The 14,678-nt window shown below is 59.8% G+C and carries 15 protein-coding genes; 14 read left to right on the forward strand and 1 reads right to left on the reverse strand.

Going from position 1 to position 14,678, the window contains the following annotated elements:
* Positions 1–66 precede the first annotated feature (66 nt).
* The 8 genes from corC (at position 67) to FOT55_RS11265 (ending at position 8,025) form a co-directional block, all read left to right on the forward strand.
* The gene (gene corC / locus FOT55_RS11230; protein ID WP_025301851.1) at positions 67–945 is read left to right on the forward strand and encodes a CNNM family magnesium/cobalt transport protein CorC; all 879 of its coding nucleotides are present in this window, start codon (positions 67–69) and stop codon (positions 943–945) included.
* Positions 946–952: 7 nt separating this feature from the next.
* Complete coding sequence (gene lnt, locus FOT55_RS11235; RefSeq protein ID WP_147823476.1) at positions 953–2,482, forward strand: apolipoprotein N-acyltransferase; 1,530 nt, start codon at positions 953–955, stop codon at positions 2,480–2,482.
* Between the two features lie 392 nt (positions 2,483–2,874).
* Positions 2,875–3,771 carry an amino acid ABC transporter substrate-binding protein gene (locus FOT55_RS11240; RefSeq protein ID WP_147823477.1) on the forward strand — a complete coding sequence of 299 codons (897 nt, stop codon included), beginning with the start codon at positions 2,875–2,877 and terminating at the stop codon, positions 3,769–3,771.
* 213 nt (positions 3,772–3,984) lie between these two features.
* On the forward strand, positions 3,985–4,725 hold the full coding sequence (locus FOT55_RS11245) for an amino acid ABC transporter permease (RefSeq protein WP_019454074.1): 741 nt from the start codon (positions 3,985–3,987) through the stop codon (positions 4,723–4,725).
* Positions 4,725–5,399 carry a glutamate/aspartate ABC transporter permease GltK gene (gene gltK / locus FOT55_RS11250; protein ID WP_025301848.1) on the forward strand — a complete coding sequence of 225 codons (675 nt, stop codon included), beginning with the start codon at positions 4,725–4,727 and terminating at the stop codon, positions 5,397–5,399. Before FOT55_RS11245 ends, gltK begins: the two co-directional genes overlap by 1 nt.
* Positions 5,399–6,124: an amino acid ABC transporter ATP-binding protein gene (locus tag FOT55_RS11255; RefSeq protein ID WP_025301847.1), complete on the forward strand. Its 726-nt coding sequence runs from the start codon at positions 5,399–5,401 to the stop codon at positions 6,122–6,124. The genes gltK and FOT55_RS11255 overlap by 1 nt, the downstream gene beginning before the upstream one ends.
* Before the next feature lie 115 nt (positions 6,125–6,239).
* A complete protein-coding gene (gene rihA, locus FOT55_RS11260; RefSeq protein WP_043135761.1) occupies positions 6,240–7,172 on the forward strand; it encodes a pyrimidine-specific ribonucleoside hydrolase RihA in 933 nt (310 codons plus the stop codon).
* A gap of 148 nt (positions 7,173–7,320) precedes the next feature.
* Positions 7,321–8,025: an FMN-dependent NADH-azoreductase gene (locus tag FOT55_RS11265; RefSeq protein ID WP_089180619.1), complete on the forward strand. Its 705-nt coding sequence runs from the start codon at positions 7,321–7,323 to the stop codon at positions 8,023–8,025.
* 40 nt (positions 8,026–8,065) lie between these two features.
* On the opposite strand, the gene FOT55_RS11270 is transcribed toward FOT55_RS11265, so the two are convergent.
* Positions 8,066–8,548: a zinc ribbon-containing protein gene (locus FOT55_RS11270; RefSeq protein WP_025301844.1), complete on the reverse strand. Its 483-nt coding sequence runs from the start codon at positions 8,546–8,548 to the stop codon at positions 8,066–8,068.
* 285 nt (positions 8,549–8,833) lie between these two features.
* On the opposite strand from FOT55_RS11270, the gene leuS reads away from it, so the two are divergent.
* From leuS to rlmH, 6 genes are all read left to right on the forward strand, one after another.
* Positions 8,834–11,416 (forward strand): leucine--tRNA ligase, encoded by a 2,583-nt coding sequence (leuS, locus tag FOT55_RS11275; protein WP_060447627.1) that lies wholly within the window; start codon positions 8,834–8,836, stop codon positions 11,414–11,416.
* 14 nt (positions 11,417–11,430) lie between these two features.
* Complete coding sequence (lptE, locus tag FOT55_RS11280) at positions 11,431–11,991, forward strand: LPS assembly lipoprotein LptE (RefSeq protein ID WP_025301842.1); 561 nt, start codon at positions 11,431–11,433, stop codon at positions 11,989–11,991.
* Positions 11,988–13,022 carry a DNA polymerase III subunit delta gene (gene holA / locus FOT55_RS11285; RefSeq protein WP_060432587.1) on the forward strand — a complete coding sequence of 345 codons (1,035 nt, stop codon included), beginning with the start codon at positions 11,988–11,990 and terminating at the stop codon, positions 13,020–13,022. Before lptE ends, holA begins: the two co-directional genes overlap by 4 nt.
* Positions 13,012–13,674 carry a nicotinate-nucleotide adenylyltransferase gene (gene nadD / locus FOT55_RS11290; protein ID WP_015376938.1) on the forward strand — a complete coding sequence of 221 codons (663 nt, stop codon included), beginning with the start codon at positions 13,012–13,014 and terminating at the stop codon, positions 13,672–13,674. Before holA ends, nadD begins: the two co-directional genes overlap by 11 nt.
* Before the next feature lie 194 nt (positions 13,675–13,868).
* Positions 13,869–14,186 (forward strand): ribosome silencing factor, encoded by a 318-nt coding sequence (gene rsfS, locus FOT55_RS11295; protein WP_025301839.1) that lies wholly within the window; start codon positions 13,869–13,871, stop codon positions 14,184–14,186.
* A gap of 3 nt (positions 14,187–14,189) precedes the next feature.
* A complete protein-coding gene (rlmH, locus tag FOT55_RS11300) occupies positions 14,190–14,660 on the forward strand; it encodes a 23S rRNA (pseudouridine(1915)-N(3))-methyltransferase RlmH (RefSeq protein WP_004940002.1) in 471 nt (156 codons plus the stop codon).
* Positions 14,661–14,678 lie beyond the last annotated feature (18 nt).

Genomic DNA, 14,678 nt, shown 5'->3' on the forward strand with positions numbered 1-14,678 from the left:
AGCCCCCATGCGGGGCTGTCGCTGACGCCCCTTAACTCTGACATGAGTGACAGTAACTAAAACGCCATGAGCGACGACCATTCACAAAGCAATGACAGCCCCAGTCCCAAGAAGGGGTTCTTTACTCTTATCCTTAACCAGCTGTTCCACGGCGAGCCCAAAAACCGTGGCGATCTGGTCGAGCTGATCCGTGATTCCGAACAAAACGACCTGATCGATCCCGATACCCGCGACATGCTGGAAGGCGTGATGGATATCGCCGAACAGCGCGTGCGCGACATCATGATCCCCCGCTCCCAGATGGTGACGCTTAAGCGCAACCAGACGCTGGAAGAGTGCCTGGACGTGATTATCGACTCCGCCCACTCGCGCTTCCCGGTGATCAGCGAAGATAAAGATCACATCGAAGGCATCCTGATGGCCAAGGATCTGCTGCCGTTCATGCGCGCAGACTCCGAGCCGTTCAGCATCGACAAAGTGCTGCGTACCGCGGTGGTGGTGCCGGAAAGCAAGCGCGTCGACCGGATGCTGAAAGAGTTTCGCTCCCAGCGCTATCACATGGCGATTGTCATTGACGAATTCGGCGGCGTATCCGGCCTGGTCACCATCGAAGATATCCTGGAGCTGATCGTCGGCGAGATTGAAGACGAATACGACGACGAAGACGATCTGGATATCCGCCAGCTCAGCCGCCACATGTACACCGTGCGCGCGCTGGCGCCGATCGAAGACTTCAACGACGCCTTCGGCACCCATTTCAGCGACGACGAGGTCGATACCATCGGCGGTCTGGTGATGCAGGCCTTCGGCCACCTGCCGGCGCGCGGGGAAACCATTGAAATCGAAGGTTACCTATTTAAAGTTGCCATGGCAGACAGTCGACGTATCATCCAGGTTCATGTAAAAATTCCGGACGACTCTCCACCACCGAAACTGGAAGATTAAATCCAACATGGCTAAAGCCTCATTACTTGAACGCCAGTGGGTTCGCGCCCTGCTGGCGCTGTTGTCAGGTGCCGGCGGGACGCTGGCGTTCTCGCCCTACGATTTCTGGCCCGCGGCCATCGTCTCCCTGTTCGGCCTGCTGGCCGTTACCCTCAATCGCACCACCAAACAGTCTGCCCTGCTCGGCTTTGTCTGGGGCTTCGGGTTGTTCGGCAGCGGCATCAACTGGGTGTATGTCAGCATCGCCGATTTCGGCGGCATGCCCTTCGCCGTCAACATCTTCCTGGTGGCGCTGCTCGCCGCTTACCTGTCGCTGTATACCGGGCTGTTCGCCGGGCTGCTGACGCGCCTGTGGCCGGCCACCCGCTGGTGGCGGCTGGCCATCGCCGCGCCGGTGCTGTGGCAGGTGACCGAATTCCTGCGCGGCTGGGTGCTGACCGGCTTCCCGTGGCTGCAGTTCGGCTATAGCCAGATCAACGGCCCGCTGAAGGGCATCGCGCCGCTGCTGGGCGTCGACGCCATCACCTTTGTGCTGATGGCCATCGCCGGCCTGCTGGTGTACGCCGTCAATCAGCGCCGTCTCTCGGCAGCCGTGATTGCCGCCGCGCTGCTGCTGTTGCCGTGGCCGCTGCGCCAGCTGCAGTGGTTTACCCCGCAGCCGGAGAAAGCGGTGAACGTCGCCATGGTGCAAGGCAACATCGCTCAATCGATGAAATGGGATCCGAAAGCGCTGGTCAGCACGCTGCAAACCTATCTGGACGAAACCCGTCCCTACATGGGCAAGGCGCCGATCGTCATCTGGCCGGAATCCGCCATTCCGGATTATGAAGCCAATCAGAACGGCTTCCTGACGATGATGGACGACCTGATGCGGGCGAAGAACAGCAGCCTGATCACCGGCATCGTCGACGTGCGTGCCACGCCGCAGGGCCAGCAAATCTACAACAGTGCCATCGTGCTCGGTGAACCGACGCCGTACAGTTACCCGGCCAACGATCGCTACAACAAGCACCACCTGGTACCGTTCGGCGAGTTCGTGCCGCTCGAGACGCTGCTGCGGCCCCTGGCGCCGTTCTTCGACCTGCCGATGTCCTCCTTCAGCCGCGGCGACTACGTACAACCGCAGCTCAGCGTACGCGGCTACAACCTGACGGCGGCCATCTGCTACGAAATCGTGTTGGGCCAGCAAGTGCGCGATAACTTCCGCCCGGACACCAACTTCCTGCTGACCATCTCCAACGATGCCTGGTTCGGCCACTCCATCGGCCCGTGGCAGCACTTCCAGATGGCACGCATGCGGGCGCTGGAGCTCGGCCGACCGCTGCTGCGCAGCACCAATAACGGCGTCACCGCCGCGGTGGACGCGAATGGCGAGGTGATCGCCGAGATCCCGCAGTTCACCCGTCAGGTACTCGAAGTGAAAGTCACGCCGACCACCGGCCTCACGCCTTATGCGCACTTCGGCGCCACGCCGCTGTGGGTGATGACCCTGTTGCTGGGCGGCTGGGCGCTGATGTTGGGCCTGCGCCGCAAATAGCCCTCTTCGTCGGGGCGCACCCGCTGCGCCCCGCTTTCCCGTCAAATCTTCCCTCAGTCAGAAAACGCCGTTAAATCAACGCGGCTGGCACACTCCTTGCTTTTATCTATGGCGACATCGCGCGCCGGTTTACTTTTGCTGACGTTTTGTCGCACCTGCGCACATTTTGGGTGCATTGAACGCACCGCACGGGTGCGCAGACGTTTTGTTGCATTGATTTGGTGCGCGCGGCGTCTCAAAAAATGAAACATTTTAGTTTCAAGGTGTTCACAATCGGTTATTTTTTAACAGCGTTCAGTTCATAAGACTATCTTTATAACTTGAGCAATAAACAGTCGATTTAACCTGACGCTCTTTAGTCAGAGCCACAACAACAGTAAAGGAGTTGGACCATGCAAATGCGTAAATTGGCGTTATCGTTACTGCTGCTCGGTGCGGCAGGTAGCGTGGCGCACGCGGAAGACCTGACCGGTACGCTGAAGAAAATCAAAGACAATGGCGTGATCGTTGTCGGCCACCGCGAATCGTCAGTGCCGTTCTCCTACTACGACAACCAACAAAAAGTTGTGGGCTACTCTCAGGACTACTCCAACCAAATCGTTGAAGCCGTTAAGAAAAAGCTGAATGCACCGAATCTGCAGGTGAAAATGCTGCCGATTACCTCGCAGAACCGCATCCCGCTGCTGCAAAACGGCACCTATGATTTCGAGTGCGGCTCCACCACCAATAACCTCGAGCGCCAGAAACAGGCCTCCTTCTCCGACACCATTTTCGTGGTCGGCACCCGCTTGCTGGTGAAAAAAGGCTCCGACATCAAAGACTTTAAAGACCTGGCCGGCAAACCGGTGGTGGTCACCTCCGGCACCACCTCTGAAGTGCTGCTGAACAAGCTGAACGACAGCGGCAAGATGAACATGCGCATCATCAGCGCCAAAGACCACGGCGACTCCTTCCGCACTCTGGAAAGCGGCCGCGCGGTGGCCTTTATGATGGACGACGCCCTGCTGGCGGGCGAGCGCGCCAAGGCCAAGAAGCCGGATCAGTGGGAAATCATCGGCACACCGCAGTCGAAAGAAGCCTACGGCTGCATGCTGCGTAAAGACGATCCTGCGTTCAAGAAACTGGTCGATGACACTATCGCCCAGGCGCAAACCTCCGGCGAAGCGGCCAAGTGGTTTGATAAATGGTTCAAGCAGCCGATTCCACCGAAAAACCTCAACATGAACTTCGAACTGTCGGACGACATGAAGCAGCTGTTCAAAGAACCTAACGACAAGGCATTGAACTAAATAGAATGACAGCCGGGGCGGCCGCCAGGCCAAACCGGCCCAGTTGATGACTGGGACAGACAGGTATGAGGGGGGCCGTTCCCCTCCCTCATTTTCCCCAAGGCGCATCACCGACATCCGCACACAATAAGCCAGCCAGACTGGCCGCGCGGCGATCGGCGCTCATCAAGTCATCAATCTTCGGCGCTCTGCGCCCGTTTACCGGAGTTTGTTATGTCAATAGATTGGAACTGGGGTATCTTCCTGCAGCAGGCCCCGTTTGGGAACACCACTTACCTCGGCTGGATCTGGTCCGGCTTTCAGGTCACGGTGGCCCTCTCCGTCTGTGCATGGATTATCGCTTTCTTCGTCGGTTCGCTGTTCGGTATCTTGCGTACCGTACCCAACCGCTTTCTTTCCGCCCTCGGCACCTGTTACGTCGAACTGTTCCGCAACGTGCCGCTGATCGTGCAATTCTTTACCTGGTATCTGGTGATCCCCGAGCTGCTGCCGGCCAATATCGGCACCTGGTTTAAAAGCGAGCTGGATCCCAACGTGCAGTTCTTCGTCTCTTCCATGCTTTGCCTGGGATTGTTTACCGCCGCCCGCGTTTGCGAACAGGTGCGCGCCGCCATCCAGTCCCTGCCGCGCGGCCAGAAAGCGGCCGGGCTGGCGATGGGCCTGACGCTGCCGCAAACCTACCGCTACGTGTTGCTGCCGAACGCCTACCGGGTGATCGTGCCGCCCATGACCTCGGAGATGCTCAACCTGGTCAAAAACTCCGCCATCGCCTCTACCATCGGGCTGGTGGACATGGCCGCGCAGGCCGGCAAGCTGTTGGATTACTCCGCACACGCCTATGAATCCTTTACCGCCATCACGCTGGCTTATATCGGCATCAACGCCGTTATCATGCTGTTTATGCGTCTGGTCGAAAAGAAAGTGCAGTTGCCTGGCAACCTGGGGAGTAAATAATGTACGAATTTGACTGGGCGTCGATCGTCCCAAGCTTCCCGTTTCTGCTGCAGGGCATGGTAATCACGCTGAAGATCACCGTGACCGCCATCGTGGTCGGCATTCTGTGGGGTACCGTGCTGGCGGTGATGCGCCTGTCGCCGTTCAAACCGATCAGCTGGTTCGCCACCCTGTACGTCAACCTGTTCCGCTCGGTGCCGCTGGTGATGGTGCTGCTGTGGTTCTACCTGGTGGTTCCAAGCTTATTACAACAGGTTCTAGGCTTATCGCCGAAAACCGATATTCGCCTGATCTCGGCTATGGTAGCCTTTTCCCTGTTTGAAGCGGCCTATTACTCGGAAATCATCCGCGCCGGCATCATCAGCATCTCGCGCGGCCAATCCTCCGCCGCGCTGGCGCTGGGCATGACCCATTGGCAATCCATGCGGCTGGTGATCCTGCCGCAGGCGTTCCGCGCCATGGTGCCGCTGCTGCTGACCCAGGGCATCGTCCTGTTCCAGGATACCTCGCTGGTTTACGTACTGAGCCTGGCCGACTTCTTCCGCACCGCGTCGACCATCGGCGAACGCGACGGCACCCAGGTTGAAATGATCCTGTTCGCCGGCTTTGTCTATTTTGTTATCAGCCTCGCCGCCTCGGCGCTGGTAAGCTATTTGAAGAAAAGGACTGTTTGATGATATCCCTGAAAAATGTTTCTAAGTGGTACGGTCACTTTCAGGTGTTGACCGATTGCACCACCGAAGTGAAAAAAGGCGAAGTGGTCGTCGTCTGCGGTCCTTCAGGTTCCGGCAAGTCCACCCTGATCAAAACCGTCAACGGCCTCGAGCCGATCCAGCAGGGCAATATCCTGGTGAACGGCACGCCGGTCAACGACAAGAAAACCAACCTGGCGCAGCTGCGTGCCAAGGTAGGCATGGTGTTCCAACACTTTGAGCTGTTCCCGCACCTGTCTATCATCGACAACCTGACGCTGGCGCAGGTGAAAGTGCTCAAGCGCGACAAATCCGCCTCACGCGAGAAGGGTCTGAAGCTGCTGGAGCGCGTCGGCCTCTCCGCCCATGCCAACAAGTTCCCCGGTCAGCTGTCCGGCGGCCAGCAGCAGCGCGTCGCCATCGCCCGTGCGCTGTGCATGGATCCTATCGCCATGCTGTTCGATGAGCCGACCTCTGCGCTCGATCCGGAAATGATCAACGAAGTGCTGGACGTGATGGTCGAACTGGCGAACGAAGGCATGACCATGATGGTGGTAACCCACGAAATGGGCTTCGCCCGCAAGGTGGCGAATCGAGTGATCTTTATGGACGAAGGCAAAATCGTCGAAGACCGCAACAAAGACGATTTCTTCAACAACCCCGAGTCCGATCGCGCCAAGGATTTTCTGGCCAAGATCCTGCACTAAACGCTCTGCCTATGCGCCCCGCCAGGGGCGCATCTTTTCCCCCGGCACTAAAAGCGCTTGTTTCTCCCCGGTTTTGATCCGATGCTCGCTGGATAACAAACAGAGGAGAAAGAACATGCCCCGCCCTATTATCATCGATTGCGATCCTGGCCTCGACGACGCCATCGCGCTGGCTATGGCGCTGCGTTCGTCAGAACTGGACATCAAAGCCATCACCACCTCCGCCGGCAACCAGACGCCGGAAAAAACCCTGCATAACGCGTTGGGCCTGTTGACCCTGATGCAGCGCGAGGACATCCCGGTCGCCGCCGGCGCCAGCGGCCCGCTGATGCGCGAACTGGTGATCGCCGACTATGTCCACGGCAAAACCGGCATGGGCAACACCCACCTGCCGACGCCGACAATCAAACCCGATCCCCGCGGCGCCGTCGAGCTGATCGCCGACTTGCTGCGCGCCAGCCCGCAGCCGATAACCCTGGTGGTGACCGGCCCGATGACCAATATCGCCCTGCTGCTGGCCCAGCATGCCGAGCTGAAAAGCCATATCGAGCGCATCGTATTCATGGGCGGCGGTATGAACGCCGGCAATACTACGCCTGTCGCGGAGTTCAACATCTTCGTCGATCCCGAAGCCGCCGAAATGGTGCTGAAATCCGGGGTGCCGCTGACCATGGCCGGGCTGAACGTCACCCATCAAGCGCTGGTGTTGCCGCAGGATATCGAGCGCATTCGCCAGATAGACAATCCGGTCGCGCAGGCGGTCGCGGAGATGCTCGATTTTTACCTGCCGCTGTACCTCAGCCATCCGCGCGGCCTGCCCGGCGCTGCGATGCACGATCCCTGCACCATCGCCTGGCTGCTGGCGCCGCAGCTGTTCACCGGCGTAGAACGCTGGGTCGGTGTGGAGACCAAAGGGGAATACACCGTCGGCATGACGGTGGTGGACTATTTCCAGCAAACCGGCAACGCGGCCAACGTGGAAGTGCTGACCAGCATCAACCGCGAGGGTTTTATCGATCTGCTGGCCGAGCGCCTGGCGCGTTATTGATCTCATCGGGGCGCGCTCGCTCCCCTCCTTCAACTTTTTTGATTTAACTCAGCGAATTTTTGCGCTATCACTGTTGATGGCTTGCCTCTACCATGCGTTTACACCGACTGACATCGTCACCGATTAAACTTCGCCTGGAGATAAGCCAATGAGCCGCGTACTGGTCCTGAAATCAAGTATTCTGGGTGAATATTCCCAGTCTGGAAAATTAGTCGATTTTTTTGTTGAACAATGGCGTGAAGCTCACCCAGAAGACACGTTCACCGTGCGCGACTTGGCTAACCCAACGCTGCCGGAGCTGGATGGCGAAGTGATGGCTGGCTTTACCGCCGGCGACAACCCGCTGACGCCGCATCAGCAGAGCACCCTGGCGCTTTCCGATGAGCTGATTGCCGAGCTGAAGTCGCACGACACGCTGATCATCAGCGCCCCGATGTACAACTTCAACATCCCGACGCAGCTGAAAATCTACTTCGATCTGATCGCCCGCGCCGGTCAGACGTTCCGCTACACCTCCGCCGGTGCCGAAGGGCTGGTGACAGGCAAGAAAGCGATCGTCATCTCCAGCCGCGGCGGCATCCACGCCGACACGCCGACGGATCTGATCACGCCGTACGTGAAGCTGTTCCTGGGCTTTATCGGCATCACCGACGTTGAATTCGTGCTGGCGGAGGGCTTCGCCTACGGCCCGGAAGCGGCGGAGAAAGCCGCCCAGGACAGCCGCATCGCGGTCGCGCAGAAAATCCCGGCCGGCGTCGCCGTACCGGCCAGCGCACCGGCGCAGGCGCAAGCCGCCCCGGCAGCCGTCAGCGGCGGTTTCCTGAGCAACTTGCTAAAGAAACTGTTCCGTTAAACGCCGGCCTTAGTGTTCCCCGCCCTGGCGGGGAACGTTATCAAGGCTCAAACGGCCGACGCTGGAACTGGTCGTGACCGCATTTCGGGCAAAGTGGCAGCACCTCCGGCGTGTAGAACGCCAGATGGTAGTGACACTGCTCGCACACCAGATTGCCCAACCCCACCACTTCACCGCTGTGGTAAACGCCGTGGTGGCTGACATCCTTGAACACCTCGCGCCACTCCAGCTGGGTTTTATCGGTGATATCCGCCAGTTCCTGCCACAGGCTCTCTTTGATCACCCGCATAAACACGCTGTCGGTAAACTCGTCCCGGCTTTCCTGATAGCTGCGAGCGAACTCTTCCAGATCGCGCCGCACCGCCTGCGTCACCTGCCGCACCTCGTCGCGGGTCAGATCTTCGGCCTCGTTCAACCGCCGCTCCGCGCTGGCCACCAGTTCGTCGATATCGCGTTCACCGTTTTTCAGGCGTTCGGTCAGTGATGCCACCAATTCGCGGTAATACTGAGCAACCTTGTTCATAGACTCTCCTCGATAAACGCTGCGCCGGGCTTGGCTGTAGGGATACCCCTAAGCTACTTGTTCTTATTTTAGCCGTAAATGACTGATGTCACTTGGCAAGACGCGGGATCCGCAGGTTGTGAGCCGCGTCATGGCGGCGTTTTTTTTAAATGCGCCGAGTCAGGCGCTTGGAGTTGTTGCCGAGAGGTCTTATCAGCTATGCTATGCGGATCTACGAATACTAAATGTTCATTGCGTTGCCTCTGACCGGGGCAACGGTTTACACCTACAGGACCACCGGCCGCCATGCAAGAGCAATACCGTCCAGAAGACATAGAATCGAACGTACAGCTTCACTGGCAAGAGAAGCAGACTTTCAAAGTTACCGAAGACGACAGCAAGGAAAAGTACTACTGCCTATCCATGCTGCCTTACCCGTCCGGCCGACTGCACATGGGCCACGTTCGTAACTACACTATCGGCGACGTGATCTCGCGCTATCAGCGCATGCTGGGTAAAAACGTACTGCAGCCGATCGGCTGGGATGCGTTCGGCCTGCCGGCGGAAGGTGCGGCGGTGAAAAACAACACCGCACCGGCCCCGTGGACCTACGACAACATCGAATACATGAAGAACCAGCTGAAACTGCTGGGCTTCGGCTACGACTGGGATCGCGAAATCGCTACCTGCCAGCCGGAATACTACCGCTGGGAACAGTGGTTCTTCACCAAGCTGTATGAAAAAGGCCTGGTCTACAAGAAGACCTCGGCGGTGAACTGGTGTCCGCACGATCTGACCGTGCTGGCCAACGAACAGGTTATCGACGGCTGCTGCTGGCGCTGCGACACCAAGGTCGAGCGTAAAGAGATCCCGCAGTGGTTCATCAAAATCACCGCTTACGCCGATCAGTTGCTGAACGATCTGGACACGCTGGAAAGCTGGCCGGAGCAGGTGAAAACCATGCAGCGCAACTGGATTGGCCGCTCCGAAGGCGTGGAAATCACCTTCGACGTGGCGGACAGCGAAGAGAAGCTGACGGTTTACACCACCCGTCCCGACACCTTCATGGGCGCCACCTACGTGGCGGTCGCCGCGGGCCACCCGCTGGCGCAACAGGGCGCGCGCAACAATCCGGCGCTGACCGACTTCATCGACGAATGCCGCAACACCAAAGTGGCCGAAGCCGAAATGGCGACGATGGAGAAGAAAGGCATGCCAACCGGCCTGTTCGTTGTCCACCCGCTGAGCGGCGAGAAGCTGCCGGTGTGGGTCGCCAACTTCGTGCTGATGGAATACGGCACCGGCGCCGTGATGGCGGTACCGGCGCACGACCAGCGCGACTGGGAATTCGCCACCAAATACGATTTGCCGATCAAACCGGTGATCCTGAACCTCGACGGCAGCCAACCTGACGTGAGCGCCGAAGCGATGACCGACAAAGGCGCGCTGTTCAACTCCGGCGAGTTTGACGGTCTGGACAACGAAGCCGGCTTTAACGCCATCGCCGACAAACTGGTCGCCAAGGGCGTGGGCCAGCGCAAGGTCAACTACCGTCTGCGCGACTGGGGCGTCTCCCGTCAGCGTTACTGGGGCGCGCCAATCCCGATGGTGACGCTGGAAGACGGCACCGTGATGCCGACGCCGGAAGATCAGCTGCCGGTGATCTTGCCGGAAGACGTGGTCATGGACGGCATCACCAGCCCGATCAAGGCCGACCCTGAGTGGGCGAAGACCACCGTTGACGGCCAGCCGGCGCTGCGTGAAACCGACACCTTCGACACCTTTATGGAGTCTTCCTGGTACTACGCGCGCTATACCTGCCCGCAGTACGACCAGGGCATGCTGGATCCGGCCGCCGCCAACTACTGGCTGCCGGTCGATCAATATATCGGCGGTATCGAACACGCCATCATGCACCTGATGTACTTCCGCTTCTTCCACAAGCTGATGCGCGATGCGGGCCTGGTGGATTCCGACGAGCCGGCCAAGCGCCTGCTGTGTCAGGGCATGGTGCTGGCCGACGCCTTCTACTACACTGGCAACAGCGGCGAGCGCGTCTGGGTATCTCCGGTTGACGCCACGGTCGAGCGCGACGACAAGGGCCGCATCATCAAGGCCACCGATCCGCAAGGCCGTGAACTGGTCTATGCTGGCATGAGCAAAATGTCGAAGTCGAAGAACAACGGCATCGACCCGCAGGAAATGGTGGAAAAATACGGCGCGGACACCGTGCGTCTGTTCATGATGTTCGCTTCACCGGCAGAAATGACGCTGGAGTGGCAGGAATCCGGCGTAGAAGGGGCTAACCGCTTCCTGAAACGCGTATGGAAACTGGCCTACGATCACGTGGCAAAAGGCGCGGTACAGCCGCTGGACGTGGCGGCGCTGAACGAAGATCAGAAAGCGCTGCGCCGCGATCTGCACAAAACCATCGCCAAGGTGACCGACGATATCGGCCGCCGTCAGACCTTCAACACCGCGATCGCCGCCGTGATGGAGCTGATGAACAAGCTGGCCCGCGCGCCGCAGGAGAGCGAGCAGGATCGCGCGCTGCTGCAGGAAGCGCTGCTGGCCGTGGTTCGCATGCTGTATCCGTTCACCCCGCACGTGTGCTTCACCCTGTGGCAGTCGCTGGGCGGCGAAGGCGACGTGGACACCGCGCCATGGCCGGTTGCCGACGAACAGGCGATGGTCGAGGACTCCAAGCTGGTGGTGGTGCAGGTGAACGGCAAGGTTCGCGCTAAAATCACCGTATCTGCCGATGCGACCGAAGAGCAAGTGCGCGCGCGCGCTGCCGAAGAGCATCTGGTGGCTAAATATCTGGACGGCGTCACGATTCGCAAAGTGATCTACGTTCCGGGCAAACTGCTTAACCTGGTTGTGGGTTAACACAAGGAGGAGTTGTGCGACAACGTATTCTGACGCTGTTGCTGGGGTTGGCGGTGCTGGTCACCGCCGGCTGCGGTTTTCACCTGCGTGGCACCACGCAGGTGCCTAATGAAATGAAAACGCTGATCCTGGACAGCGCCGACCCTTATGGTCCGTTGACGCGCGCGGTGCGTGAGCAGCTGCGTCTGAACGCCGTGACCATCGTCAGCGATCCGAAGCGTAAAGACGTGCCTTCCCTGCGCATCCTCGGCGCGACGGAAAGCCAGGATACCGCCTCGATCTTCCAGGACGGTAAAACCGCCGAGTACCAGCTGGTGCTGACCGTGCAGGCGCAGGTGCTGCTCCCGGGCCACGACCTGTATCCGCTGTCGGTGAAAGTGTTCCGTTCGTTCTTCGACAACCCGCTGACCGCGCTGGCCAAAGACTCCGAGCAGGAGATCATTCGCCAGGAAATGCGTGAGCAGGCGGCGCAACAGCTGGTGCGCAAACTGCTGACCGTGCACGCGGCGGAAGAAGAAAACCGGCAGAAAGCCGCTGCCGTCGGCGAACGAGCGGCAAGCCAAACCGCACAATGATCCGCATTTATCCGGAACAACTTGCCGCGCAGCTCCGAGAGGGGCTGCGCGCTTGTTATTTATTGAGCGGCAATGAACCGCTACTGCTGCAGGAAAGCCAGGATCTGCTCCGGCAGGCTGCGCAACAGCAGCAGTTCAGCGAGCACTACAGCATTTCCCTCGACGCCCATACCGACTGGGACGCCATCTTCGGCATCTGCCAGGCGATGAGCCTGTTCGCCAGCCGCCAGACGCTGCTGCTGATCTTCCCGGAAAACGGCCCGACGGTGCCGATCGGCGAACAGCTGACCAAGCTTGCCACGCTGCTGCACGAGGATATTCTGCTGATCCTGCGCGGCCCGCGCCTCACCAAAGCGCAGGAAAACAGCGCCTGGTTCAAGGCGCTCAGCCCGCACGGCGCCCTCGTCAGTTGCCAGACGCCGGAACAGGCACAGCTGCCGCGCTGGGTCGCCACGCGCGCCAAGGCGATGAAGCTGGAATTGGACGACGTCGCCAATCAGCTGTTGTGCTACTGCTACGAAGGCAACCTGCTGGCGCTGTCGCAGGCGCTGGAGCGGCTGTCGCTGCTGCACCCGGACGGCAAACTCACGCTGCCGCGCGTCGAACAGGCGGTGAACGACGCCGCCCACTTCACGCCGTTCCACTGGCTGGATGCCCTGCTGGCCGGCAAAAGCAAGCGCGCCTGGCATATCTTGCAGCAGCTGCAGCAAGAGGACGTGGAGCCGGTGATCCTGCTGCGCACCTTACAGCGCGAACTGCTGCTGTTGCTGACGCTGCAGCGCCGCATGGCGTCCGCGCCGCTGCGCACGCTGTTCGATCAGCACAAGGTTTGGCAGAACCGCCGCCCGCTGGTGACCCAGGCGCTGCAACGCCTGTCCGGTCCCCAGCTGCAGCAAGCGGTACAGCTGCTGACGCAAATCGAGCTGACCCTCAAGCAGGACTATGGCCAGTCGGTCTGGCCGGAACTGGAAACCCTGTCGATGCTGCTGTGCGGCAAACCCCTGGCCACGAGTTTTACCGATGCCCACTAATCCGGAACACCCCACCGTTTTGCACGCGCTGTTCGGCGGCACCTTTGATCCGATCCACTATGGCCACCTGCGGCCGGTGGAGGCGTTGGCCGCCGAAGTGGGCCTGAATCGCGTCACGCTGCTGCCTAACCACGTGCCGCCGCACCGCCCGCAGCCGGAGGCCAATGCGCAGCAACGCCTGAAGATGGTCGAGCTGGCGATCGCCGGCAACCCGCTGTTTGCGGTCGACGATCGCGAACTGCACCGCACCACCCCCTCCTACACCATCGAGACGTTGGAAACGATTCGTAAAGAGCGTGGCGCCGCCCAGCCACTGGCGTTTATTATTGGCCAGGACTCGCTGCTGACATTGCATAAATGGCATCGCTGGCAGGCGCTGTTGGACGTCTGCCACCTGCTGGTGCTGGCGCGCCCGGGCTATAACGATCGCATGGACACACCGGAACTGCAGCAGTGGCTGGAACGTCATCGCACCGCCGATCCGGCGCTGCTCAGCCGCCGCCCGCACGGCCATATCTATCTGGCCGATACGCCAGAGCTGGAAATTTCCGCCACCGAGATCCGCCAGCGCCGCCATCAGGGCCTCAACTGCGACGACCTGCTGCCGCGCCCGGTGCAGCGCTATATCGAGTTGCAGGGTTTATATCGCTAGCGAAAGGTGCGTGATATACTGCGCCGCTATTTTTCAGGTATCCGCTGAAAACCCCGGAAACCTTAGCTGGCCGGGCAGTCACCAGTTAGCTGGCTTTCAGCGGCAGCCTGCCGAAACCATTATCCGGTTACGCCGCAGCGTGCGCATGTTGCCCGCTGCAGTCGACTGAACAGAACACACCCGAGGGGGAACCTTTGCAAGGTAAAGCGCTCCAAGATTTCGTCATCGATAAAATCGATGACCTGAAAGGCCAAGACATTATCGCTCTGGACGTACAGGGCAAATCCAGCATCACCGATTGCATGATCATCTGCACCGGCACGTCGACTCGCCACGTGATGTCGATCGCCAACCACGTGGTACAGGAATCCCGCGCCGTGGGCATGGAGCTGTTTGGCATGAAAGGCCAGGAAGCCTCCGACTGGATCGTGGTCGATCTGGGCGAAGTGATCGTGCACGTGATGCAGGAAGAGAGCCGTCGCCTGTACGAGCTGGAAAAACTCTGGAGCTAAGCGGTGAAACTGCAATTGGTGGCGGTCGGCACCAAAATGCCAGACTGGGTGCAAACCGGCTTTATGGATTACCTGCACCGCTTTCCCAAAGATATGCCGTTTGAGCTGACCGAGATCCCGGCGGGCAAACGCGGCAAAAACGCCGACATCAAACGCATTCTGGACAAGGAAGGCGAACAGATGCTGGCGGCGGTGGGCAAAGGCAACCGCATCGTTACGCTGGATATCCCAGGCACGCCGTGGGAAACGCCGCAGCTGGCGCAGCAGCTTGAGCGCTGGAAGCAGGATGGCCGCAACGTCAGCTTGCTGATCGGCGGCCCGGAAGGGCTGGCGCCCGCCTGCAAAGCCGCTGCCGAGCAGAGCTGGTCGCTTTCTCCGTTGACGCTGCCGCATCCTTTGGTGCGCGTCCTGGTGGCCGAAAGCCTCTACCGCGCCTGGAGTATTACAACAAATCATCCTTACCACCGGGAATAGCCGGTGGTGACCGTGACA

This window comes from Serratia bockelmannii, from assembly GCF_008011855.1.
Lineage (GTDB): Bacteria > Pseudomonadota > Gammaproteobacteria > Enterobacterales > Enterobacteriaceae > Serratia > Serratia bockelmannii.